Source organism: Streptomyces sp. NPDC005799, assembly GCF_040630525.1.
In the GTDB taxonomy this organism is placed as follows: Bacteria; Actinomycetota; Actinomycetes; order Streptomycetales; family Streptomycetaceae; genus Streptomyces; species Streptomyces griseorubiginosus_B.
The window spans coordinates 239,593-264,187 of record NZ_JBEXXQ010000001.1; the positions used below are offsets into that span (position 1 = coordinate 239,593).

The 24,595-nt window shown below is 72.2% G+C and carries 18 protein-coding genes and 1 pseudogene; 12 read left to right on the plus strand and 7 right to left on the minus strand.

The features are described 5' to 3' along the window. Positions 1–58: 58 nt before the first annotated feature. The 3 genes from ABZ453_RS01000 (at position 59) to ABZ453_RS01010 (ending at position 2,699) form a co-directional block, all read left to right on the plus strand. Complete coding sequence (locus tag ABZ453_RS01000) at positions 59–256, plus strand: hypothetical protein (protein ID WP_359010574.1); 198 nt, start codon at positions 59–61, stop codon at positions 254–256. Continuing rightward, positions 257–2,335, plus strand: coding sequence for a 4-alpha-glucanotransferase (gene malQ, locus ABZ453_RS01005; RefSeq protein WP_359010251.1), 2,079 nt, complete (start codon positions 257–259; stop codon positions 2,333–2,335). Between the two features lie 91 nt (positions 2,336–2,426). After that, positions 2,427–2,699 (plus strand): hypothetical protein, encoded by a 273-nt coding sequence (locus ABZ453_RS01010; RefSeq protein WP_359010253.1) that lies wholly within the window; start codon positions 2,427–2,429, stop codon positions 2,697–2,699. Positions 2,700–2,766: 67 nt separating this feature from the next. Here the strand turns inward: ABZ453_RS01010 and ABZ453_RS01015 are convergent. Together ABZ453_RS01015 and ABZ453_RS01020 are read right to left on the minus strand one after the other, a co-directional pair. Beyond that, positions 2,767–3,109 (minus strand): annotated as a pseudogene (locus ABZ453_RS01015) (MarR family transcriptional regulator); the annotation flags it as partial. A 146-nt stretch (positions 3,110–3,255) separates the two neighbouring features. After that, positions 3,256–4,161 carry an SDR family oxidoreductase gene (locus ABZ453_RS01020; RefSeq protein ID WP_359010254.1) on the minus strand — a complete coding sequence of 302 codons (906 nt, stop codon included), beginning with the start codon at positions 4,159–4,161 and terminating at the stop codon, positions 3,256–3,258. Positions 4,162–4,292: 131 nt separating this feature from the next. On the opposite strand from ABZ453_RS01020, the gene ABZ453_RS01025 reads away from it, so the two are divergent. The 3 genes from ABZ453_RS01025 (at position 4,293) to ABZ453_RS01035 (ending at position 7,384) form a co-directional block, all read left to right on the plus strand. Then, positions 4,293–5,177, plus strand: coding sequence for a LysR family transcriptional regulator (locus ABZ453_RS01025; RefSeq protein WP_359010255.1), 885 nt, complete (start codon positions 4,293–4,295; stop codon positions 5,175–5,177). Between the two features lie 45 nt (positions 5,178–5,222). Then, entirely contained in the window at positions 5,223–6,554 is a 1,332-nt protein-coding gene (locus ABZ453_RS01030) for a sigma-70 family RNA polymerase sigma factor (protein WP_359010575.1), read from the plus strand. A 71-nt stretch (positions 6,555–6,625) separates the two neighbouring features. Next, entirely contained in the window at positions 6,626–7,384 is a 759-nt protein-coding gene (locus ABZ453_RS01035; RefSeq protein ID WP_359010256.1) for an SDR family oxidoreductase, read from the plus strand. Between the two features lie 89 nt (positions 7,385–7,473). On the opposite strand, the gene pepN (ABZ453_RS01040) is transcribed toward ABZ453_RS01035, so the two are convergent. Next, a complete protein-coding gene (gene pepN / locus ABZ453_RS01040; RefSeq protein ID WP_359010257.1) occupies positions 7,474–10,044 on the minus strand; it encodes an aminopeptidase N in 2,571 nt (856 codons plus the stop codon). Between the two features lie 213 nt (positions 10,045–10,257). On the opposite strand from pepN (ABZ453_RS01040), the gene ABZ453_RS01045 reads away from it, so the two are divergent. After that, entirely contained in the window at positions 10,258–10,734 is a 477-nt protein-coding gene (locus ABZ453_RS01045) for a DUF1203 domain-containing protein (RefSeq protein WP_359010259.1), read from the plus strand. Here the strand turns inward: ABZ453_RS01045 and ABZ453_RS01050 are convergent. Further along, complete coding sequence (locus ABZ453_RS01050; protein WP_359010260.1) at positions 10,731–11,750, minus strand: aspartate-semialdehyde dehydrogenase; 1,020 nt, start codon at positions 11,748–11,750, stop codon at positions 10,731–10,733. The genes ABZ453_RS01045 and ABZ453_RS01050 overlap by 4 nt on opposite strands. A 210-nt stretch (positions 11,751–11,960) precedes the next feature. Between ABZ453_RS01050 and ABZ453_RS01055 the strand changes: the two genes are divergently transcribed. Beyond that, entirely contained in the window at positions 11,961–12,482 is a 522-nt protein-coding gene (locus ABZ453_RS01055) for a sigma-70 family RNA polymerase sigma factor (RefSeq protein WP_359010577.1), read from the plus strand. 1 nt (position 12,483) lies between these two features. Next, on the plus strand, positions 12,484–13,224 hold the full coding sequence (locus ABZ453_RS01060) for a hypothetical protein (protein ID WP_359010261.1): 741 nt from the start codon (positions 12,484–12,486) through the stop codon (positions 13,222–13,224). Between the two features lie 50 nt (positions 13,225–13,274). Here the strand turns inward: ABZ453_RS01060 and ABZ453_RS01065 are convergent, their stop codons facing one another. After that, positions 13,275–16,547, minus strand: a complete 3,273-nt coding sequence (locus ABZ453_RS01065) for a S8 family serine peptidase (RefSeq protein ID WP_359010263.1) — start codon at positions 16,545–16,547, stop codon at positions 13,275–13,277. A 156-nt stretch (positions 16,548–16,703) separates the two neighbouring features. Between ABZ453_RS01065 and ABZ453_RS01070 the strand changes: the two genes are divergently transcribed. The 3 genes from ABZ453_RS01070 (at position 16,704) to ABZ453_RS01080 (ending at position 20,606) form a co-directional block, all read left to right on the plus strand. Continuing rightward, entirely contained in the window at positions 16,704–17,168 is a 465-nt protein-coding gene (locus ABZ453_RS01070) for an NUDIX hydrolase (RefSeq protein WP_356768281.1), read from the plus strand. A gap of 198 nt (positions 17,169–17,366) precedes the next feature. Beyond that, entirely contained in the window at positions 17,367–19,127 is a 1,761-nt protein-coding gene (locus tag ABZ453_RS01075) for a TIGR03767 family metallophosphoesterase (protein WP_359010264.1), read from the plus strand. Between the two features lie 291 nt (positions 19,128–19,418). Further along, entirely contained in the window at positions 19,419–20,606 is a 1,188-nt protein-coding gene (locus ABZ453_RS01080) for a glycosyltransferase (RefSeq protein WP_359010579.1), read from the plus strand. A 78-nt stretch (positions 20,607–20,684) separates the two neighbouring features. On the opposite strand, the gene ABZ453_RS01085 is transcribed toward ABZ453_RS01080, so the two are convergent. Next, entirely contained in the window at positions 20,685–21,722 is a 1,038-nt protein-coding gene (locus ABZ453_RS01085; RefSeq protein ID WP_359010265.1) for a hypothetical protein, read from the minus strand. Positions 21,723–21,910: 188 nt separating this feature from the next. Next, positions 21,911–24,508, minus strand: coding sequence for an aminopeptidase N (gene pepN / locus ABZ453_RS01090; RefSeq protein ID WP_359010267.1), 2,598 nt, complete (start codon positions 24,506–24,508; stop codon positions 21,911–21,913). Positions 24,509–24,595 lie beyond the last annotated feature (87 nt).

Below are 24,595 nucleotides of genomic sequence, written 5' to 3' on the forward strand. Positions count from 1 at the left end.
GCCGTACTCGCGAAGGAGGCCCCTCGTGGCCGCACCGGCACACCCGCTCTCCAAACCCGTGGCGCAGCTGCCGCCCCTCGAGGACGAGCCGCACTTCTGTGTCTTCAGCGCGGAGGGCGCCTGCGCCGAGACCCCGCTCACCAGTGAGCCGCCGCTGCCCGAGGCCGAGCCGCTCACCAGCGAACCCCCGCTCTCCGAGGCCGCGCCGCTGACCAGCGAGGCGGTGGCCCCCGAGCCGGACTGCGCGAGGCCGTAGATGACCGCGCAGGGGCCGGCCGAACCGCCCTCCGAGGAGCTGACCCGGCTCGCCGAGCTGCACGGTGTGGCCGCCTCCTACAGCCCCTCCCCGGACCGTACGGTCGCCGCATCGGCCACCGCCGTCACCCTCACCCTGGCCGCCCTCGGCGTGGACGCCGGCACCGAGGCCTCGGTCCGCGCCGCGCTCGCCGCCCGCGAGCGCGAACTGGCCGAGCGGCTGCTGCCGCCCACGGTGGTCCTTTGGAGTGGCGCCCCGTCCCCCGCCCTGGACGCCCTCCCACCCGGCACCCGGCTGAGCGTCGAGACCGAGGAGGGCGAGGCGCGGACGTCCGTCGAGGGACTCCCGCCCGGCGTCCACCGGTTGAGCGTCGCCGCCCCCGACGGCCGCACCGCCGCGGCCCACCTGCTCGTCGCCCCGTCCCGCCTGCCGACGCCCACGACCCGCTCGTACGGCCTCCTGGTCCAGCTCTACTCCCTGCTCTCCCGCCGCTCCTGGGGCATGGGCGACCTGGGCGACCTGGCCGAACTCAGCGACTGGGCCGGGCGCGCGCTCGGCGCCGGCTTCGTCCAGGTCAACCCCCTGCACGCGGCCGTACCCGGCGCCCCCACGGACCCGTCCCCCTACCGCCCCTCCTCCCGCCGCTTCCCCGACCCGGTCCACCTGCGCGTGGAGGACGTGCCCGAGTACGCGTACGTCACCGAGCGCGAGAAGCTGCGGACGCTCCTGGAGCGGGCCGACCGGCTGCGCGCCTCCGTCCTGGAGAAGGACGCGCTGATCGACCGGGACGCGGTGTGGGAGCTCAAGCGGGAGGCGCTGGAACTGGTCCGCGAGGTACCGCTCGGCCCGGGCCGGCGCGCCGCCTACGCCGACTTCCTCGCCCGGGAGGGCGAGGCGCTGGAGGACCACGCCACCTGGTACGCCCTCGCCGAGGTGCACGGCCCGGACTGGCGGAGCTGGCCGGCCGGTCTGCGCGACCCCCGCTCGGCCGAAACCGCCCGCGCCCGCGGCGAGTTGATGGACCGGGTGGACTTCCACTGCCGTCTGGCCTGGCTCACCGACAGCCAGCTCACGGCCGCCCAGCGCACCACGCGGGAGGCCGGGATGGCGGTGGGCGTCGTGCACGACCTGGCGGTCGGCGTGCACCCCGAGGGCGCCGACGCCTGGGCGCAGCAGGAGTACTTCGCCGCCGGGATGTCGGTGGGGGCCCCGCCGGACGCCTTCAACGCGCGCGGCCAGGACTGGGGGCTGCCGCCGTGGCGCCCGGACCGTCTTGCCGAGTCGGGCTACGAGCCGTACCGCCGCCTGCTCAGGGCCCTGTTCCGGTACGCCGGCGCCCTGCGCATCGACCATGTCATGGGTCTGTTCCGGCTCTGGTGGGTGCCGCAGGGGCATCCGCCCACCGAGGGCACGTACGTCCGCTACGACGCCGAGGCCATGCTCGCCGTCCTGGTGCTGGAGGCCTCGCGTGCCGGGTCCGTCGTCATCGGCGAGGACCTGGGCACCGTGGAGCCCGGGGTGCGGGAGAAGCTGCGCGAGCGCGGGGTGCTCGGCACCTCGGTGCTGTGGTTCGAACGGGACTGGGAGGGCGACGGCCGCCCGCTGCCCCCCGAGGACTGGCGCGCCGACTGTCTCGCCACCGCCACCACCCACGACCTGCCCTCCACCGCGGCCCGCCTCACCGGCGAACACGTCGAACTCCGCGACCGGCTGGGCCTGCTGACCCGCCCCCTCGCGGAGGAACGGGCCGAGGCCGCGGCCGACACGGGGGAGTGGCTGGCGGTGCTCACCCGGCTCGGTCTGCTGCACGGCACGGGCGGCGGACACGGTGCCTCCGAGGAGGAGGCCGAGATCCAGGCCGTCCACCGCTTCCTGCTCCGTACCCCGTCCCGCCTCCTCGGCGTGTGGCTCCCGGACACGGTCGGCGACCGGCGTCCGCAGAACCTGCCGGGCACCTGGGACCAGTATCCGAACTGGCGGCTGCCGATCGCGGACGCGCAGGGCAGGCCGGTGACCCTGGAGGAGCTGGCCGGCTCGGCACGACTGCACGCCCTGATCGACGTCCTGCGGACCGGGTAGACCGGGGCGCGGGCCGGGTGGGGCCCGGCCGGGGGCCGCTGGGGGGACCCCGGACGAGCGACCCCGATCGTCATTCGATACTTTTGGGACCGTGGACAAGAAGAACGCCCTGCGCGCCGGCGCCCTGGCCGCCGGTACGACGCTGATGATGCTGCTCATGTCGTCCCCCGCGCTCGCGCTGACCCGCGACGACGGCGACGACCCCGGCAACGGCCTGAGTGTCATCCAGACGCTGGGCCTCTACGTCGCGATCCCGCTCGCCCTGTTCGGGATCATCGCGGGCCTGGTGCTGGTCCTGGACAAGTCCCACCCCAGCCACCGCGTGGCCAAGCCCGGCGCGGACAAGGCCAAGGCGAAGGCCTGACCCGACGCTTCACCGGGGGCGCCGGCCGCACCGCACCGCGGGTGCGGCCGGCGCCCCTGACGTGTTCTCACGCTTCTTGCGCTCCCGCCGGCAACTCCCTCAGCAAGTCGGCCAGTTGGTCGGCCTGCTCCTCGGTCGGGGTGGCCCGGGCCTCGGTCTGGACGGACAGGCCCGCGCCGACCGCCTGGTCGATGACCCCCGGTCCCTTCCCGGTGAGCGTCACCTGGAGGGCGCGGCGGTCGTACGGGTCGGGGGCGCGGCGCAGCAGGCCCGGGCGCTCCAGTTTGCCGAGGCGGCCCGTCATGCCGCCCGTGGTGAGCATCAGCGTCGCCGAGAGTTGGCGCGAGGGTGTACGGCTCCCCGGCGCGGCGCAGGGTCGCCAGGACGTCGAACTCGCCGCGTGAGATGCCGGAACCCGCAAAGGGACCGCATCCGCCGAGGAGACCCCAGCCTCCGTGAGGACCCCGGCCTCCGTGAGGACCGCAGCTCCCGAGGGGGCCGGAACCCGTAAAGGACCGCCGGCCCCGGGGAGGAGCGCCCCGCTCGGCTCCCTCGGTCACGCGGTGAAGTAGTGGCCCTCCTCCAGGTCCTCCAGCAGGCCCGGGCCCGTCGGGTCCCAGTTCAGCCACTTGCGGGTGAGGGTGTTGGACGCCGGTACGTCGCGGGGGACGATGTGGCCGAGCCAGCCGTAGTGGGCGTCCGCCTCCTCGGGGGCGATGGAGCGGACCGGCAGGTCCAGGTGGCGGCCGATGACGGCGGCGATGTCCCGGAACGGGACGCCCTCGTCGCCGACCGCGTGCAGCCGGGAACCGGCCGGCGCCGACTCCAGGGCGAGCCGGACCAGACGGGCCGCGTCCGAGCGGTGCACGGCGGACCAGCGGTTGGCGCCGTCGCCGACGTGGGCGACGAAGCCCTTCTCACGGGCGATCGCGATCAGCATCGAGACGAAGCCCTTGTCGCCGCGCCCGTGCACGGACGGCGAGAACCGGACGGCCGCCGACCGGACCCCGCGGTCGGCCAGTGCGACGGCCGCGTCCTCGTTCCGGGCCCGGATCGCCCCGAAGGACTCCGGCGGGGCCGTGTCCTCCTCGCTGGAGACCCTTCCGGGCTGCAGCAGGGCCGTACCGGAGGACATCACGAAGGGCTTGTCCGAGCCCTTCAGCACGGCGCCGATCGCCTCGACGGCCCGCAGATCGGCCGCACACGCGGCGGCGAAGTCGAAGGTGCCGGAGAAATCGTGGATGAAGGCGAGGTGGGCGACGCCGTCGGCCGCGGCGGCCCCCGCGGCGAGGGAGTCGGGGTCGTCGAGATCCCCGCGGTGCACCTCGGCCCCGGCCGCGGCCAGCGCGGCGGCGGACGAGTCCGAGCGGGCCAGCCCGGTGACCCGGTGCCCGGCGTCGAGGAGTTCACGGACCACGGCGGAACCGATGAAACCGGTGGCGCCCGTGACGAATACGCGCATGGTGCGGCCCTTCGTGAGGGGAGTGGGTGAGTGTGCCTCCATCCTCGGAAGGGGGCGGCGGCCGCGTCCAAAGCCTGTTCCGCATGGCGCAATACGGTTCGGGCATCACCACAGGTGAGTAGGGTGGAGGAATGGCTGACCTCGACCTCCGTCTGGTCCGGTACTTCACCGCCGTCGCCGAGCACCGCCACTTCGGGCGGGCCGCCGAGACCCTGCACATCACCCAGCCGTCCCTGAGCCGGCAGATCGCGAGCCTGGAGCAGCAGGTCGGCGCCCGGCTGCTGGACCGCACTCCGCGCGGGACCCGGCTGACCGAGGCCGGGGAGGTGTTCCTGCCCCGCGCGCGGGCGCTGCTGCGGTCCGCCGAGCAGGCCGCGGCCGAGGCCCGCGCCGCCGCCGAGCCCGGCCGGTTCACCGTCGGCTTCACCAGCGGAGTCATCGTCACCGCCGCCGTGCGCGAAATGCGGCGCCGGCATCCGGAGGCCGACGTACGCAGCCGACATCTGCGCTGGGACGAGGCGCGCGCGGCGCTGCTGGAGCGGCGGGTGGACGCCGCCGTCGCCCGACTGCCCTTCGTCACCGACCAGTTGGACGTGACCGTCCTCTACGACGAGCCCCGGGCCGTGGTCGTCCCCGTCGATCACCGGCTGGCCGGGAAGGAGTCCGTCACCGTCGACGACATCGCGGACGAGCCGATGCCCCGGATCACCGGCGCCGACCCCGTCTGGGCGGCCTTCTGGCGCCTGGAACCCCGCCCGGACGGCCGCCCGGTGCCCGAGGGCCCCGAGATCCAGGACCTGGAGGACAAGTTCGAGGTCGTCGCCGCCGGGGAGGCCCTGGTCGTCACGGCCTATCCCACCGGCATCCGGCTCCGTCCCGACCTCACCTCCATCCCGCTGCACGGCGTGGAGCCCAGCCAGGTCGCCCTCGCCACCCGCGCGGGCGACCGCAGCCGTATGGTGACGGCCTTCCGGAAAGTCGCGCGGACGCACCTCACGCGCCCCGAGCAGGTATAGCGTCACACCGTCCCCGCGTGACGCGATCCCCTCCCGGAGGTGCCCGTGGTCGCCGACGTCTGTGCGGTGTGTGGAAAGCCGCTGCCCGCCCGGGCCGGCCGCACCGGCCGCAGCTCCGTGTACTGCTCGGCGGCCTGCCGGCAGAAGGCCTACCGCAGGCGGCACGGGCCGGAGGAGCCCGGGGTGGAGGGGCTGATCGAGGACCTCGCGCGCCAGGTGAAGGAGCTGGCGCCCACACCCCCCTCGGTCCTGTACTCGGGGGTGAGCGAGCTGTCGTCGTCCGTCGCCCGGCTGCGGCGGGTGGCACGGGTGGCGCGGGACACGGCGAAGGAATCCGTCACGCCCGTCCCCGTGACGGAACCGGAGAAGCGGCCCCGGCCCAGCAGGTCCGAGCTCGGCGCCCTCACCGAGACCGACTTCGCCGCCCTCACCGAGACCCACCGCCGTGAGATCCAGGTCCACTGCTACCGCATGACCGGCTCCCACGACGACGCCGAGGACCTGGTGCAGGAGACGTTCCTGCGGGCCTGGCGGGCCCGGGACGGCTTCGAGGGGAGGGCCGGCGCCCGCACCTGGCTGTACCGCATCGCCACCAACGCCTGCCTGGACTTCCAGCGCCGCACCGCCCGCCGCCCGCAGCGCTACGAACCGATCCCCGGCATGAACCACGGCACCGGCGAGCCCCCCGCCCGTATCACCTGGCTGCAGCCCTACCCCGACGACGAACTGCCCTCCGCCGAGGAGCAGCCGGAGGCCGCCGCGCTCTCCCGGGAGACCCTGGAACTGGTCTTCCTCGCCGCTCTCCAGCACCTCCCGCCCCGCCAGCGCGCGGTGCTGATCCTGCGGGACGTGCTGGGGCTGACCGCCGCCGAGACCGCCGAGGCGCTCGGCCTGACCGTGGCCTCCGCCAACAGCGCCCTGCAGCGCGCCCGTCCCACCCTGCGCGACCGGCTGCCCGGCCACCGCGCCGACTGGACGACCACCGAGCCCACCCGGGCCCAACGGGCCGTGCTGCAGCGGTACATGACCGCCGCCGAACAGCTCGACTTCGGGGCGATGACCGGGCTGCTGAGCGAGGACGTCACGCTCACCATGCCGCCGAACCCGTTCTGGTTCACGGGCCGCGACGCCCTCGTCGACTTCCTGCGCCCCACCCTGGACCCGGCGTCCCCCATGTTCTTCGGCCACTGGCGCCATCTGCCCGCGCGCGCCAACGGCCAGCTCGCGGCGGGCGGTTACGTCCGCAGGCCCGGTACGAACGTGTACCGCGCGCAGGTCCTCGACGTGCTCCGCTTCGACGCCGACGACCGGATCGTCGAGATCACCTCCTTCGAACCGCACCTCTTCCCGGCCTTCGGCCTGCCCCTGCGTCTGTGACCGATGACCGCCACGGCCCCGGCGCGTCCATATGACCGACACGAACGTCACGACCCGCAGGGAGAATCACCATGCTGCTCACCGACAAGACCGCGATCGTCTACGGTGCCGCCGGCTCGATCGGCGGTGCGGTGGCCCGCGCCTTCGCCGCCGAGGGGGCCCGTGTCCACCTCGTCGGACGGACCCGTAAGACACTGGAGGCGGTGGCCGCCGACATCAAGGACGCCGAGGTCGCCGTCGTGGACGCGCTGGACGAGGCGGCCGTCGAGGACCACCTGAACGGCGTCGGCGCCGTCGACATCTCCTTCAACCTGGTCAGCCGAGGCGATGTGCAGGGCGCCCCGCTCACCGACATGCCGGTGGACGACTTCCTGCGGCCGGTGATCGACGGCACCCGCGCCAACTTCATCACCGCCCGCGCCGCCGGCCGCCGCATGGCCGAGCGCGGCTCCGGCGTCATCCTCACCCTCAACAGCGGCTCCGCGCACGGCAGTCCGATGATGGGCGGCACGGGACCCGCGGACGCCGCCACCGACACGCTCGTCCGCAATCTGGCGATCGAACTGGGCCCCCGCGGAGTACGCGCCGTGGGCCTGTGGGCGGCCGGCGTCCCCGAGACCTTCACCGTCGAGAAGCTCTCCGCGGTCAACCCCGCCATCGACGAGGCGGCGATCCAGGGCATCGTCACCAACCTCGCGACGATGCGGATGACCCGCCGCAACCCCACCCTCGCCGAGATCACCGCCACGGCCACCTTCCTGGCCTCCGATCACGCGGCGGGCATCACCGGCACGTTCGTCAACGTGACGGGCGGAATGGTCGTGCGCTGAAGGCGGTCGAAGGGCGGCTCTGGACGGCTGAGGGCATACGGAGGGGCGCCCGGCACGATGCCGGGCGCCCCCTGTCGTCGTACCCGGAACTAGGCGGCCGTGTCCGCCGCCTGCGCCTTCAGCGCGCGCTCCACTCCCGAGCGGGACTCCGAGACCAGACGGCGCAGGGCCGCGTTGGGGTCGGTCTCGGAGAGCCAGGTGTCCGTCTTGGCCAGGGTTTCCGGGGAGACCTGGATGGCGGGGTAGAGGCCGACGGCGATCTGCTGGGCCATCTCGTGCGAGCGGGAGGACCAGATGTCGTTGACCACCTCGAAGTACTTGTCCGTGTACGGGGCGAGCAGCTCGCGCTGGTCGGTCTGGACGAAGCCGGCGATGACCGCCTCCTGCACGGCGTTCGGCAGCTTGTCGGACTCGACGACCGACGCCCAGGCCTCCGCCTTGGCCTCCGCCGTCGGGCGGGCGGCACGGGCGGACGCCGCGTGGCGCTCGCCGGCCGCGGTCTTGTCCCGCTCGTACTCGCCGGCGATCTCCGCCTCGTCGAAACGGCCGACCGCGGCGAGGCGCTGCACCAGCGCCCAGCGCAGCTCCGTGTCGACGGCCAGGCCCTCGATCGTCTGCGAACCGTCCAGCAGGGACTCCAGCAGGTCCAGCTGCTCCGGCGTACGGGCCGTGGCCGCGAAGGCGCGGGCCCAGGCCAGCTGGTGGTCGCTGCCCGGCTCGGCGGAGCGGAGGTGGGCGAGCGTGGCGTCGGTCCAGCGGGTCAGCAGCGACTCGCGGGCGGTCGGGTCGGCGTACAGGTCGACGGCGAGCTTCACCTGGCGCTGCAGGGACTGCACGACACCGATGTCGGACTCCTTGCCGATGCCCGACAGGACCAGTGAGAGGTAGTCGCGGGTGGCGAGTTCGGCGTCCCGGGTCATGTCCCAGGCCGAGGCCCAGCACAGGGCGCGGGGGAGGGAGGACTCGAAGTCGCCGAGGTGCTCGGTGACGAAGGCGAGGGACTGCTCGTCGAGGCGGACCTTGGCGTACGACAGGTCGTCGTCGTTGAGCAGGACGACGGCCGGACGGCGCTTGCCGGCCAGCTGAGGTACGGCCGTCAGCTCGCCGTCGACGTCCAGCTCCACGCGCTCGTCGCGCACCAGCTTGCCGCTCGTGTCGTCGAGTTCGTACAGGCCGATCGCGATGCGGTGCGGGCGCAGGGTCGGCTCGCCCTTCGCGCCGGCCGGGAGCGCCGGGGCCTCCTGGCGGATCGCGAAGGAGGTGATGACGCCCTCGGCGTCCGTCTCGATCTCCGGGCGCAGGATGTTGATGCCGGCCGTCTGCAGCCACTTCTGCGACCAGGTCCCCAGGTCGCGCCCGGAGGTCTCCTCCAGCGCGCCCAGCAGGTCGGACAGCCGCGTGTTGCCGTACGCGTGGTTCTTGAAGTACGCCTGCACGCCCGCGAAGAACTCGTCCATGCCGACGTACGCCACGAGCTGCTTCAGGACGCTCGCGCCCTTGGCGTACGTGATGCCGTCGAAGTTGACGAGGACGTCGTCGAGGTCACGGATCTCGGCCATGATCGGGTGCGTGGAGGGCAGCTGGTCCTGCCGGTACGCCCACGTCTTCATGGAGTTGGCGAAGGTCGTCCAGGAGTGCGGCCAGCGGGAGGCGGGGTGGTACGCCTGGCACGCGATGGACGTGTACGTGGCGAACGACTCGTTCAGCCACAGGTCGTTCCACCACTCCATGGTGACCAGGTCGCCGAACCACATGTGGGCCAGCTCGTGCAGGATGGTCTCGGCGCGCAGCTCGTACGACGCGTCGGTGACCTTGGAACGGAAGACGTACTGGTCGCGGATGGTCACCGCGCCCGCGTTCTCCATCGCGCCCGCGTTGAACTCCGGCACGAAGAGCTGGTCGTACTTCTTGAACGGGTACGCGTAGTCGAACTTCTCCTGGAACCACTCGAAGCCCTGCCGGGTGACCTCGAAGATCGCGTCCGAGTCCAGGAACTCGGCGAGCGAGGGCCGGCAGTAGATGCCCAGCGGCACGGACTGGCCGTCCTTCTCGTACACACTGTGCACGGAGTGGTACGGGCCGACGATCAGCGCGGTGATGTAGCTGGAGATCCTCGGCGTCGGCTCGAAGACCCAGACGTCGTCCTTGGGCTCCGGGGTCGGGGAGTTGGAGATGACGGTCCAGCCGGTCGGCGCCTTCACCGTGAACTGGAAGGTGGCCTTCAGGTCGGGCTGCTCGAAGCTCGCGAAGACGCGGCGGGCGTCCGGCACCTCGAACTGGGTGTAGAGATAGGCCTGCTGGTCGACCGGGTCGACGAAGCGGTGCAGGCCCTCGCCGGTGTTGGTGTACGCGCAGTCCGCGACCACGCGGAGGACGTTGCGGCCCTCCAGCAGGCCAGGCAGCGCGATCCGGGAGTCCGCGAAGACCTCCGCCGGGTCGAGCGGGTCGCCGTTCAGCGTGACCTCGTGGACCGTGGGGGCGACCAGGTCGATGAAGGACTCGGAGCCGTTCTCGCTGACGTCGAAACGCACCGTCGTCACGGACCGGTACGTACCGCCCTCCTGCGCGCCGGAGAGGTCGAGATCGATCTCGTAGGACTCGACAGTGAGCAGCTGCGCCCGCTGCTGAGCCTCTTCGCGAGTCAGGTTTGTGCCAGGCACGCGTTCATCTCCTCGTATGTGTCGGTTCGGCGGTGCGGCCATCCTTCCACGGCGGCCGGGAAAAGCGCGATGTCCATTCACCGCCGCCGGTCTCCGACGGCCGGCCCGGTCGCACGCACGTCCGTCGTAGCCGCCGCCGGCCAGCCGACCTGCGGGAACGCCGTGTCCGATTCCCGCCGGTCATCGCGCCCGGCCCGCGGCAGCCTGGGACGTATGACCACCTACACCGCACGCCCCGTCGCCCCGTCCGCCCTCGAGGAGCTGCGCGTCGCCGACGACGCGGGTCGGCCGCCCGCCCCGTTCACCGACGACGAGGGCGGCGCCCCCCTGCGCTGCTGTCTGCGCCGCAGTGAGCCGGGGGAGCGGATCACGCTCGTCGCCTACGCGCCACTGCGCCGCTGGGCGGCCGAGACGGGCGCCGAGCCGGGAGCCTACGACGAGCAGGGACCCGTCTTCGTCCACGCGGAGCAGTGCCCGGGCCCGGCCACCGGCGCCGCCGCCTACCCCTTCGCGGACGCCCACCGCACCGTCCGCCGCTACTCCGCCGACGGCCGCATCCTCGGCGGCGAGCTGGTCGACGCCCCCGACGACGCGGCCTTCAAAAACGCGTTCGACGACCCGGCTGTGGCACTCGTCCACGTCCGGGCCGTCGAGTACGGCTGCTTCCTCTACGAGGTGCGCAGGCCCTAGGCCTGCTTCAGCTCCGCCGCCACCAGCTCCGCGATCTGGACCGCGTTCAGCGCGGCGCCCTTGCGGAGGTTGTCGTTGGAGATGAACAGGGCGAGGCCGTTGTCGACGGTCTCGTCGCGGCGGATGCGGCCGACGTAGGAGGGGTCCTGACCGGCGGCTTGCAGGGGCGTCGGGATGTCCGACAGCTCGACCCCGGGGGCCCCGGCGAGGAGCTCCGTCGCCCGCTCGGGGGAGAGGGGGCGGGCGAAGCGGGCGTTGACCTGCAGGGAGTGGCCGGAGAACACCGGGACGCGGACGCAGGTGCCGGAGACCTTGAGGTCGGGGATCTCCAGGATCTTGCGGGACTCGTTGCGGAGCTTGTGCTCCTCGTCGGTCTCGTTCAGGCCGTCGTCGACGAGGTTCCCGGCGAAGGGGAGCACGTTGAAGGCGATGGGGCGCTTGTAGACGCCGGGCTCGGGGAAGTCGACCGCCGCGCCGTCGTGCGTCAGCTTGTCCGCGTCGGCGATCACCTTCTGCGCCTGGCCGTGCAGCTCGGCCACGCCCGCGAGACCGGAACCGGACACGGCCTGGTAGGTGGCGACGACCAGCGCCTCCAGACCGGCCTCGGCGTGCAGCACCTTCAGGACCGGCATCGCGGCCATCGTGGTGCAGTTCGGGTTGGCGATGATGCCCTTGGGGCGGTTCGCGATCGCGTGCGGGTTCACCTCGGAGACGACCAGCGGAACCTCGGGGTCCCTGCGCCAGGCGGAGGAGTTGTCGATCACGACCGGACCCTGCGAGGCGACCTTCTCGGCCAGCGCCTTCGAGGTCGCGCCGCCCGCGGAGAACAGCACGATGTCCAGGCCGGAGTAGTCGGCGCTCGCCGCGTCCTCCACCGTCACGCCGTCCAGCTCGGTCCCGGCCGAGCGGGCCGAGGCGAACAGGCGCAGCTCGGAGACCGGGAAGTTTCGCTCCTTGAGGATCCTGCGCATGACCGTGCCGACCTGACCGGTGGCTCCGACGATTCCGACCCTCACGGCGACTCCCTTACCTGTGATGCTTGCGTGTCTGCGGCTTTTCCATCATGCGGCCGACCCGGGTCCGCCTGTCCAATTCTTTGCGCACCATGCCCGAGGAGTGGGACGCCCGGAGGTGTGAGGTACGCCTCCACACAGTCTTCCGGAGATCCGGTCGAACGTTTCCGTGCGCCGCCGCGTCATAGAGGAAACGCGGTGAGGGGGTGGCTTGTGCTGCGCAGAAAGGCCCGCCGTGCGCCGGAGGAGGAGGATCCTCTGGACGCGGCTCAGGAACGCCGGGTGCGGGCGGTGCTCGCGCTGGGCGGGGTGCCGCAGGCGGACCTGCCGGACGGGGTGCAGCAGGTCCGCCTGCGGTTGCTGGAGCGCGCGGCGAAGGGGTACGAGGCCCCGCGCGACGTCTCCGCCTGGGCGGCCGTCGTCGCCTCCAACCTGGCCATGGACTGGCATCGCGCCAAGCGCCGCCAGGACCGGATCGGTGAGCGGCTGGCCTCCCTGCGCCAGCTGGAGCACCCCTCGGGCGAGGACACCAGCGTGCTCTCGCTGGCGGTGGCCCAGGGCCTCGACGAGCTCCCTGACTCCCAGCGCCAGGTCCTCGTCCTGCGCTTCTACGCCGACCTGCCGGTCCGTTCGATCGCCCAGGAGCTAGGGGTTCCGGAGGGCACGGTCAAGAGCAGGCTGCACACGGCGGTCCGGGCCCTGCGTGCCCGTCTGCACGAGGACGAGGTGGTGTGAGATGACCGCCGACGACCGGCACTACGACGGCGGCGACGCGCTGATGGCCGCGCTCACCGGCGAGCGGCTCCCGAAGGACGCCGACGCCGTCCTCCTCGCCGAGCACCGCCGCGCCGAGGCGGATGTGGCGCTGCTGCGGGAACAGCTCGGGATCATCGGGGACGCGCTGGCCGGGGAGCAAGCACGGCCACGGCCGGCGGCCGCACCGCCACGGCCGTCACGCAACCGGCGTGCGGTGCGCAGGTTCGCCTTCGCGGGCCTCGCCGTGACGGCCGTCGCGGGCGTGCTGTCGGGGATGATCTGGCTGCTGGGACAGGCCGGGGGCGGGGCGAACTCGCTGTCGGGCGGCAGCGCCGACTCCGGCGCCAAGGCGGACTCCGCGGCCCGCTCCCCGTTCGCCAGCCCCGAGTACCTCGCCTGCTCGCGGCTCGTCGCCGAGGGCACGGTCACCGCGGCCGGACCGGCCCCCGCGGCCGCCGGCCGGGAGCGGATCACCCTGCGTGTGACCCGCGCGTACAAACCGGCGAAGGCCCAGCCGGAGAACGCCGGGGAGGAGATCACCTTCGTCGTCGCCGAGAGCGTGGCCGGCCGGGCCCTGCACCTGGGCGACCACATCCTGGTCGCCTTCCCGCGCCGCTCGGCCACCCCGGACCAGGTCCTGGTCGGGGAGGCGTCCATCGCCCCCGAACGCGCCGGGCTCGAACAGGCGCTGACCGGGTCGGCCGGTATGACCTGCGAATGAGCAAGGGCGGGCGCCCGTACGGACGCCCGCCATCATCGCCGTACCACCGGCTACGGAGTGACCTTCTCGATCTTCACGCTGCCGGTGCCCGCGACCGTGCCCCGGGCGTTCACCAGCTGCACCTGGCCGAAGAACTCCCGGCCCTCCGGAGCGGCCGCCGCCGCGGTGACGCTCGCGGAGACGGTCGCCGAGGCGCCCGTGCCGAGCTTCACCGGCGCCGTCTGATCCACGGTGACGGTGCCCAGGGACGCGGAGAAGAAGACGTCCCGGTAGTCGTACGCGGTCGAGCCGGACGGCACCGAGTAGCCCGCGACCTCGACGGTGTACGTTCCGGCGGCGGGCGAGGCGACGGAGACCGCTTCCTCCGAGTCGCCGTCGGCGGACTGGCCGACGACCGTGCCGGCCGCGTTCTTCACCGTCAGGTCGAGGTCGGCGGCCGCGTCGGAGACGTTGCCGATCGCCACGTCCAGGGACTTGGCGCCCTCGGGCACCACGACCGTGGTGGTCTGCGTCTCGCCCTGCTTGATCGTCGGGCGGGCCGTCTTCGAGGAGCCGAGCGGGCCGCCCACCAGGTGGCCGTCGATCGCTGCGAGCTTGTTGGTCACGCTCCAGGAGGCGGCCGCCGGGGTGCCCACCTTCGCCTCGGGCACGGTCACCGTCTCCGGGTCGAAGGCGGCGCCGTAGACGGCGGCGTCGAGCTTGTAGGGGTTGTCGAGCAGTGGCGAGGTGCGGCGCGCCTCGACCTCGATCTCCCAGACGCCGGGCTGCGGGTCGGCGTACGAGCGCACGTCGGGCTTGCAGCCGTTGCCGTCGAGGTAGTTGTTGTAGCAGTACGGCGTGGAGGTGTTGTCGACCGGTACGCCGTAGGGGTGGATCGCGATGAACCGCGTCTGGCTCGCGCCCTGCAGCCCGCCGATCGCCACCTCCAGCGACGTGGCGCCCTCGGGCACCGTCACGAAGTACGACCGCGTGCTGTTGCGCTGCACGGAGTCGGACGCGGAGTAGGTGTACTTCACCGGCGTCGAGACCACGACCGTGGTCAGGATCTGCTTGTCGACGCCGTCGGTCTGCGGGTCGTCCACGGAGAGGATCGCGCTCTTCAGACCCGCCGAGCGGGGGTTCGCCTGCACCTGCACCGTCACCGGCTGGTTCAGCGGCAGCCTCACCTCGTGCTTGCCGAGGATCCTGAAGGTGTCACCGGCGTTGTTCTCGAACCACAGCCGGTGCCACTGCGCCTTCTCCGAGCCGGAGGTGCGGGTGATGGTGACGTCGTACGTCTTCTTCTGCCCGGCCTTCAGACCGCCCTCGCGGTCGTAGAGTCCGGTGCCGTAGCCGGGGGTCTTCAGCAGCTGGTCGATCGCGGTGTCGACCGGCGCCTTGACGGTGTAGTCGTGGGCGGTGGCGCCGTCGCGGACGGCGTCCCAGGCGTCGACGACGTCGATCAGGCCCGCGCCCTCCTCGTACGCCTGAACGCCCTTGATGTGCTTGGCCGTCGAGGTCAGAGCCGTGCGCAGGTCGGCGGGGCTCAGCGCGATGTGCTTCTGCTTGGCGGCGCTCAGCAGCAGCGCGGTGGCGCCGGTGGCCTGCGGGGAGGCCATCGAGGTGCCCTGCAGCATGGAGTAGCCGGCCGGCAGCGCGTAGCCCGCCTCGGCGACCGGGGCGCCCGGCAGCCAGGTCTGGGTGGTGTTGATGGCGGCGCCCGGTGCGGACAGGGTCGGGGTGAAGCCGCCGTCCTCGCGCGGACCGCGGGAGGAGAAGGGCATCATCGCGTACTTCTTCTCGACGACCGAGCCGTAGTTGGCCGCCCAGGTCTCCTGGGAGATGGTCGCGCCGACGGAGATCACCTTGTCGGCGAGGCCCGGGTCGCCGATGGTGTTGGCACCGGGGCCGGAGTTGCCGGCGGAGATCACCAGCTGCACGCCGTAGGTGTCGATGAGCCGCGTGTACAGCTCCGCACGGGCGTTGTTGCCGTCGTTGAGGGCCGGAAGGCCGCCGATCGACATGTTGACGATGTCGACACCGCGGTTGACCACCAGGTCGATCATGCCCTCGGTGAGCGCGACGTTGGTGCAGCCGCCGGTCCAGGTGCAGGCCCGGGAGGAGACGATCTTCGCGCCGGGTGCCGCGCCGTTCATCCTGCCGCCGAACAGCCCGTTGGCGGCGGTGATGCCGGCGACGTGGGTGCCGTGCTCGGACTCGATGACGCCGATGTTGACGAAGTCCGCCTTGGCGCCGGAGGAGTTGTAGACGACGTCCTTGCGGATCTCGACCACGAACGGCTGCCGCTCCACCACGTCGGTCTTCGGGTCGTCGGTCCCGAAGTAGCCGACCTGGAAGCCGTCCTTGTACGGCTTCATGGGCGTGTCGTCGCTGAAGTCGAAGTTGTTGTTGAGGTCGACGCGGACCGTCCCGGCGGCAGCGTCGTACAGGACGCCCCACTTGTCGGTGGTGTCGCCGTCCCGGTTGGCGTCGCCCTTGGCGTCGCCGCCCGCGGTCGCGGCCTCGCTGAAGGTGCTGATCCGGTACGACCCGGCGGGCGCCGTCCAGGTGCGGCCGCCGTAGGTGAAGACCGGCCCGGACACCGAGGTGAGCATCGGCCGCCAGGTGGCGTCGCCGTCGACGATCGGGTCGGTGGCCGTCACCCAGTCGACGATCTTCCGCTCGCCGGTGGTGGTCTTCTGCAGCGCCGGGTGACCGAGGTCGACACCGGAGTCCAGGATGCCGATGGTGACACCTCGGCCGTCCGCCTTCGGGTGCTGCTTCACGAAGTCGACGGCGCCCGTCTCGAAGGACGGGTTGTACGGGTTGCGCGCCGGCGTGTTCTTGTCCGGCGCCGGATAATTCGCCTTGCCACTGGCCGACTTGGCGCCGCTCGTGACGCTCGGGTCGTCCAGGGGTATCTCCGCGCGCAGGTCGATGCCGTGCACGGAGGACAGCTTCGCGGCGGCCGCGATGGCGGAGTCCGCCCTCGAGGTGGGGACGGTGGCCCGGACGTAGCCGAGCTTGTCGTAGGTGCGGCCCACGATGCCGCCCTTGACCGCGTCCAGCTTCTGGGTGACCTGCTCGGTCTGCCCCGGCGCGGTGGCGATCATCATCGTGACGTTCTTGTCGCCGTCGGCCTTGGCCTCGGCGAGCCGGTCCGCGTCGTCGGAACCCAGCTTGTCGTGGGCGGACTTGACGGCGGTGTCCGTGGGCGCGGTGCCGGAGGGGCCGTCGGCGGAGAAGGCCAGGGGTATCGGCCCGGCCGCGGAGAGCGCGGCGACGAGACCGACGGCCACGGCTATTCGGGCCGCGGGTCTGACGGGAAGCAAGGTCATCGGCATCCCTTACAGGTGAGGAAGTCCAGTGCCGGACGAGCGCACAGCTTTACCCAAGGGGACGTTGTTTGGGAAGTGTTGACCCGAGCGATAGAGATGTATGGGGAAAACCCCCGATGCGGGAGGCACCGCCGACGGCCCCGTCCCGGCTAATTTCTCCCTGTGCGACGGAAACTGAGGGTGGCGGCCTACGCCATATGCGTCCGTGACGGCCAACTCCTGCTGGCCCGCTGGACCGACGGCCGGGGCCGGCCCGAATGGACCCTGCCCGGCGGCGGCATGGAGCACGGGGAGGACCCCTACGACACCGTGCTGCGGGAGGTGGAGGAGGAGACGGGGTACCACGTCGAGGTGACCGGTCTGCTCGGCGTCGACTCCTTCCGTCTGACGACCCGGAGCCGCTTCCGCCGCCCGGTCGACCGCCAGGGCCTCCGGCTCGTCTACGAGGCCCGGGTGACCGGCGGCGAACTCCGCCCCGAGATCGGCGGTTCGACCGACATGGCGGCCTGGCACCCGCTGGAGACGGTCCCGGCCCTCAACCGGGTCGGGCTCGTCGACACGGGCCTGGCGCTGTGGCGGGAGCGGCCCGTGACGGGTCGGTTACCCCAGAAGATGAACACTGCGTGACCGCCTTCCGGCCGGTCGAAGAGCGGGTGAGAACACGCAGGGTTTGCCAAGATCCACGTACGGTGATCGGCGCTGCGCGTTGCCGTCTCGTTCACGCGCAGGTCATTCCCGGTGCCAAGCATCCAAGGCGAGCGGGTTGTTCGCGGCAGCGAAACCCGCGACCACTGCCGACGCGTTCGCACTCGGGGAGACCGCGCCATGCCGCGCATACGCTCAGTCGCCGGCGACAAGCCCGCGATCAACCGCCGTACCGTCCTCGCCGCCACTGGCGCGGCAGCCGTCTCCGCAGGCGTCGGCTACGCCCTGCGGCCCACCGACAGCCAGGCCGCGGCCGTCGCCGCGGAACCGCACGAGGCCATCGTGGCCCACTCCCGTCAGGCCGCCGCCGCGCCTCTCGCGCCCTACACCAAGGGCACCACCCTCGCCTCCGTCGCCACCCCGCGCGCCGGCTCCGGCTACCGCCGGCTCGCCGACGGCCCCGGCTGGGCCCGCGTCGTGCGCAGCGAGCTCGCCGCCCCCAGGTCGGGCCGCGCGGGCCGCCGTACCGCGCTCGCGGCGTTCGTGCAGCTGACCGACCTGCACCTGATCGACGCCCAGCACCCGCTGCGCCTGGAGTACGTGCGCTCCGCCGACCCGCACGCCTGGCGCCCCCACGAGGCGCTGACCGTGCAGGGCGCGGTGTCCCTGATCGAGCGGGTCAACGCGCTGCGCGGCGCCCCCGTCACCGGTTCCCCGCTGCACTTCGCCATGACCACCGGCGACAACACGGACAACAACGCGAAGACCGAGCTGGAATGGTTCCTGACCGTCATGAGCGGCGGCCGGGTCACCCCCAACTCCGGTGACCCGCGCCACTACGAGGGCGTCCAGAACAGCGGCCTGCAGCTGTTCTGGCAGCCCGACTCCACCACCCGGGACAACGACAAGCGGCTGGGCTTCCCGCACCTCGGCGGCTTCCTGCCCGCCGCGATCCGGGAGATCCGCAGCCCCGGCCTCAATCTGCCCTGGTACTCCACGGTCGGCAACCATGACGCCCTGCTGCTCGGCTGCTACGGCCACGCCGACTCCTGGCTCGGCGAATTCACCGTCGGCGGCAAGAAGTTGATGAGCCTGCCCGCCACCGAGGCCAAGAAGCTGCAGAACCTCATCAGGAGCGGCGGCGACCCGAGCGGCACCGCCCTGCGCGACCTGCTCAAGGCGCACAGCCGCGACCTGCGCTCCATCACGCCGGACGAGCGTCGCGCCCCCTTCACCCCGACCGACTACCTCAAGGCCCACCTAGACCCGGCGCACCGCGGTCTCGGCCCGGTCGGCCACGGCTACTCCACCGCCAACCTCGACGCGGGCACCCAGTACTACACGTTCCGCATCTCCGACGACGTCATCGGCATCAGCATCGACACCACCGACCCGAGCGGTCACTACGACGGCTCCATCGGCACCACCCAACTGCGCTGGCTGGAACGGCAGTTGAAGGACAACAAGGACTCCTGGGCCATCGTCTTCAGCCACCACACCAGCAAGTCGATGACCAACACCGAGCACCCCGACCCGGCGCACCCGGGCGAGCAGCGGCACGACGGCGCCGAGGTCGTCTCCCTGCTGAGCCGCCACGCGAACGTCCTGGCCTGGGTGAACGGACACATCCACCGCAACGAGATCACCCCGCACAAGGCGTCGGGCGGCCGCTCCTTCTGGGAGATCTCCACCGCGTCCCACGTGGACTACCCGCAGCTGGCCCGCGTCATCGAGATCGCCGACAACAAGGACGGCACGATCTCCCTGTTCACCACCCTCATCGAGTCGGCGGCCCCGCACCGCACCGACTTCACCGACCTCACCCAGACGGGCCTGGCCGCCCTCTACCGCGAGATCTCCTACAACGCCCCCGGCGCCAGCAAGAAAATGGGCGGCACATCGAGCGACCGCAACACCGAGCTGGTCCTGAAGAAGGGGTGAGTGCATGCGCCCCGTCAGGGGCGCGGGGAACGGCGCGAACAGCCACAACGCACCCGCACCCGCCCGACAACACATCGCGGCACCCCACTGGGCGCTCACCGCGATCGCCGCGGCTTGGCGCTTTCCTGACCTGCTGGGCCGTCCGGTAATCCAGGCGACTCGGACACGAGACGCCCAGTTCATCCGTACGAAACGTCCGTGCCGCCTCATATCGGCTAACCCGCTGTTCACGGGGATGGCTCAATCTGTACGAGGCGGGGTGGTCGTGTGCGCGCAACGCACGGACTGCAGGTGTTGTCTGTTTACGAGGGTTTCTTCTCCGGCGGGGCCCGGATCGTCCACAGTGACGTCGTGCTCGGGCTGGTGGAGGGCGGTCAGCAGGATCACCGGGTGCTGAGCATCCACGGTGAGGTGCACCGCGAGGCCACCCGGCAGCGGATGGAGGACGACGCCTGCTACCGGTCGCTGACCGCGGCGGGGGTGGGCGTCACGTCCCTGGGCCGCAGCTTCCCCGCAAGCCGGGATCAGGTCGGTTTCACCGGGCCGGAACTGGCCGACACCGCACGGGCGACCGCCGAGGCGGACGTCATCCTCTCCCTGAAGGAACAGCCCCTGCGGCTGCTCAACCAGGCGGGCCTGCCGCGCCGCCCGGTCGTGGTCTGTCTCCACCGCTCCGACCCGGAGAACCAGGGCGCCGCCCTGGACGAGCTGAAGGTGGCCATCGCCGATGGCACGGTGGTGGCCTGTGTGTGCTGCGCGGAGTCCACCCGGGCCGCCTACCAGGCCGCCGGGGTGCCGGGCGAGCTGCTGCACGTCATCCCCAATGGCGTGGACCTGCTCCGCTTCCGCCCCGACCCGGCCGCCCGGCTCGCCGTCCGCGCCGCCCTGGACATTCCGGCCGACGCCCCGGTGGTGGTCTTCGCCGCCCGCTACGACGCGATGAAGAACGTCCCCCTGTTCCTGGCCTCCGCCCGCGCCTGGCTCGCCCGGGAGCCGCGCGGCCACGTCCTGATGTGCGGCGCGGGCATGACGCGCGCCAACCCGGGCCTGGTCGCGGACCTCGCGGCCGGCTTCGGCTCCGACCCCCTCCTCACGGACCGGCTGCACCCCCTCGGCGTCCGGCACGACATGGAGCACCTCTACGCGGCCGCCGACGTGGTCGCCCTCACCTCCTCCTGGGGCGAGGCGGCCCCGCTGTGCCTGGTCGAGGGCATGATGTGCGGGGCCGTACCGGTGGCCACCGACGTCGGTGACAGCGCGGCGATCGTCTCGGGCCACGGCTTCGTCACCCCGCCCGACCCGGACGCCATCGCCCGGGCCTGGACGGAGGCGGTGACCGCCCGCCCCGACCTCGCGCCGGCCCTCGCCGCCAGCCGCGAACGGTTCAGCCGTACGCGGATGATCGCGGCCTACGCGGCCCTGATCGACGGCGTCCACACCCGGGCGACGCTGCCCCCCGCCCTGCCCGAACCGCTCTGACCCACCAGACATGAGGAGGGGCCACCGGACCCACCCGGCAGCCCCTCCTCTCCCTCCTGGCACCGTCCCGGTCCGTCACTACCGGGGCAGTACCACGACATAGGCGGCCGGGTCGCGGTCGCCGGAGGCCATCAGGGCCGTGCGGACCACGGCCGCCTGCTGCTCGGCGGAGTCCCGGAGCTTCTTCGGGGTGATGTGGACGACCGTGATGCCCAGGCGCTCCAGGGTCTCCCGCTTGCGGACGTACTCGGACCACATCGCGTCGTCGTCCTGGCGGGGCGCGCGGGTGTCGAGTTCGACGGCTACCGCCTGCTCCGGCCAGTAGGCGTCCAGGCCGCCGAGGTACGGGCCGCCGGGCAGGCGCAGGTCCACGTTCCAGACCGGGTCGGGCAGACCGTGCTCCTCGACCATGCGGTACAGCCGGTCCTCCGCCACCGTCCGGCCCTGGGCCAGCAGCAAGTCCACCGCGTCCACGACGTGCGGCCGGCTCAGCAGCTTCGCGTTCTTCAACTCCCGTACCACCGAGGCCGGTTCACAGTGGCCGCCGCGCACCGCCTCGGTCAGCAGCCGCCGTACGGCACCGGCGTCCGAAAGCTCCGACACCGCGTCGGCCAGGGCGCGGGGGACCGGCGCGATCGGAACGCCCGTCACCTGCTGGGCGGCCGGCAGGGACGGTGTGCGGACGACGTGGGCGCAGCCGGTCGAGCGGACCCGGCGCAGCCGGGGGACCAGGACGTCGATCCTCTCGATCGACAGCAGCGGGGGAGCGGATGTGAAGCCGTGCAGCGTGAGGGCCGCGAGGCCGGTGATCATCGCCTCCGTGTACACCGGGCGGTGCGGGGGCTCGGCGCCCGGCTGGGCCGGCACCCCGGGGGCGGCCTCGCGTGCCGCGTACATCAGCACCGCGTGCAGCCGCTCCTCGCTGGTGGGCGGGCCCGGGTGGAGCAGGAAGACACCCGGGAGGATCTGCTGCCAGGGGCCGCCGGGGCGGCACCGCTCGGTCAGCTCCGCGGACGGGACACCGTGCGCCCTCAGCTGCGCGGCCGTCAGGAGACGGCGGTGGACCTCGGAGAGGTGACGGAGCGGGCGGGGGGACAGCGGGGTGTTGTGGGTCATGTCCCGTGGTTTTCCGCGCCCGGACCGCCCCCTAACCGCTGTTACACGCTCGTCGACAAATGCGGACAAGGTGGCGCTAAAGGACAGGTGTTCGGATGCCGATAGGGCACCGAAAACCCCTGGTCCAAGTGAGTTGGGCCAGGGGTTACGGGTGTTATTGACCGGATTCCGTAACGGTCACCGGCGGCTTAATCGTTGGCCAAAGCCTGGGCCCGCAGCGCCCGTGCCAGATCGTCCCGGGCCTCCAGCACCAGCCGGCGCAGCGCGGGCGCCGCCCCCTCGTGCGCCGCCAGCCACGCGTCGGTCGCCTCCAGCGTCCCCGGCGAGTCCTGCAGCGAGGGGAACAGACCCCGCACCACGTCCATGCCGATCTGGATGGACCGCTCCGCCCAGACCCGCTCGATCGCCGCGAAGTAGCGCTCCGCGTACGGCGCGAGCAGCTCCCGCTGCGAGGCCTGGGTGAAGCCCGCGATCGTCGCCTCCACCAGCGCGTTGGACAGCGCGTCCGACTCCACCACCTGCGCCCACGCCTGCGCCTTGACCGCCTCGGACGGCCGCGCGGCCAGGCACCTGACCTGGTGGCGCCTGCCGGAGGCGGTGTCGTCGCGGACCAGTTCGGCGGCCAGCACGGCCTCGTCGGCGACCCCGTGCGCGGCGAGCGGCTCCAGGAACGCCCAGCGCAGCTCCTGGTCGACCTCCAGCCCGTCGACCTTCTCGGTGCCCTCCAGCAGCCCCCGCAGCAACCGCAGATCCTCCGGAGAGGAGGCGACCGTCGCGAAGAACCGCGCCCAGGCCAGCTGGTGCTCACTGCCCGCCTCCGCCGCCCGCAGCTCCCGCAGGGCGCCCTCCGCCACCAGCCGTCCGCCGGCCTCCCGCCACCCCGGCGCCACATAGTGCACCAGCGCGGAGTTCGCCCACGCGTGCAGCATCTGCAGGACGCCGATGTCGGACTCGCGGCCCGAGAAGCGCAGCACGATCTCCACGAACTCCCGGGCCGGCAGCAGCGCGTCCCGGGTCATATTCCACAGCGCCGACCAGCACAGGGCCCGGGCCAGCGGGTCGGTCATGGTGCCCAGGTGCTCGCGCAGGGCGGCCAGCGAGGTCTCGTCGAAGCGGATCTTGCAGTACGTCAGGTCGTCGTCGTTGACCAGTACCAGCTCGGGCGCCTCGGCACCGGCCAGCTCGCCCACGACCGTCCGCGCGCCGTCGACGTCCACCTCGGCCCGCGCGTACCGCTCGAGAGAACCCTCGGGGGTCCGCCGGTACAGGCCCACCGCCACCCGGTGCGGGCGCAGCTCCGGGGTGCCCGCCGGCGGAGCCGGCTGATGGGCAGGGCCGGCCGCCTCCTGCACCACCGCCAGCTCGTCGACCCGGCCCTCGGCGTCCAGCAGCACCTGCGGGGTGAGGGAGTTGACGCCCGCCGTCTGCAGCCAGGACCGCGCCCAGCCGCCCATGTCCCGGCCGCTGGTCTCCTCCAGCACCGACAGCAGGTCACCGAGGCGGGTGTTGCCGTACGCGTGCCGCTTGAAGTAGCGGCGGGCACCCTCCAGGAACGCGTCCTGGCCGACGTAGGCGACCAGCTGCTTGAGGACGGAGGCGCCCTTGGCGTAGGTGATGCCGTCGAAGTTGAGCTTGGCGTCCTGCAGATCGCGGATGTCGGCGGTGATGGGGTGGGTGGAGGGCAGCTGGTCCGCGCGGTACGCCCAGGCCTTGCGGCGGTTGGCGAAGGTGATCCAGCCGTCCTGGAAGCGGGTCGCGCCGACCAGCGCGAAGGCGCCCATGAAGTCCGCGAAGGACTCCTTCAGCCACAGGTCGTCCCACCACTCCATGGTGACCAGGTCGCCGAACCACATGTGGGCCATCTCGTGCAGGATCACGTTGGCCCGGCCCTCGTACGAGGCCTTGGTGACCTTGCCCCGGAAGATGTACTCCTCGCGGAAGGTCACCAGGCCCGGGTTCTCCATCGCGCCCAGGTTGTACTCCGGCACGAACGCCTGGTCGTACTTCCCGAAGGGGTACGGGTAGTCGACGTGGTCGTGGAAGAAGTCCAGGCCCTGCTTGGTGACCAGGAAGACGTCGTCGGAGTCGAAGTAGGGCGCGAGACCCTTGCGGCACAGGGCGCCCAGGGGGATCTCCAGCGTCGTACCGTCCGGGAAGGTGCGGGAGTAGGAGTCCGTGACGTAGTGGTAGGGGCCTGCCACGACGCACGTGATGTACGTCGAGATCGCCTTCGTCTCCGCGAACCGCCACACCCCGTCGGTCCGTTCGCCGACGCCGTTGCTCCACACCGTCCAGCCCTCCGGGGCCCGCACCTCGAAACGGAACGGGGCCTTGAGGTCGGGCTGCTCGAAGTTGGCGAAGACGCGGCGGGAGTCGGCCGGCTCGTACTGCGTGTACAGGTAGACCTCGCCGTCCTCGGGGTCGACGAAGCGGTGCATGCCCTCGCCGGTGCGGGAGTAGGCGCACCGGGCGTCCACCACCAGCTCGTTCTCGGCGGCGAGGTCCTCCAGCAGGACCCGGGAACCGTCGAAGACCTGACCCGGGTCGAGATCCCTGCCGTTGAGTGAGACGGAGGTCACACCAGGCGCGATCAGATCGGCGAAGCTGGACGCGCCGGGCTCGTTGCAGCGGAAGCGGATCGTGGTGACCGAGCGGAAGGTGCGCGGACCGTCCCCGGTCTCCTCGCCCACCGCCGAACGCAGGTCGAGCGACACCTCGTACCCGTCGACGGACAGCAGGGCGGCCCGCTCCCGGGCCTCGTCACGGGTCAGATTCTCACCGGGCACGGGCGGCACTCCCTCGGCAGCTGTTCGGTATGTGGACAGGGCTGATCCTGCCATGCGCCCCTGACGGGAGGCAGCTCGGAATGAGGG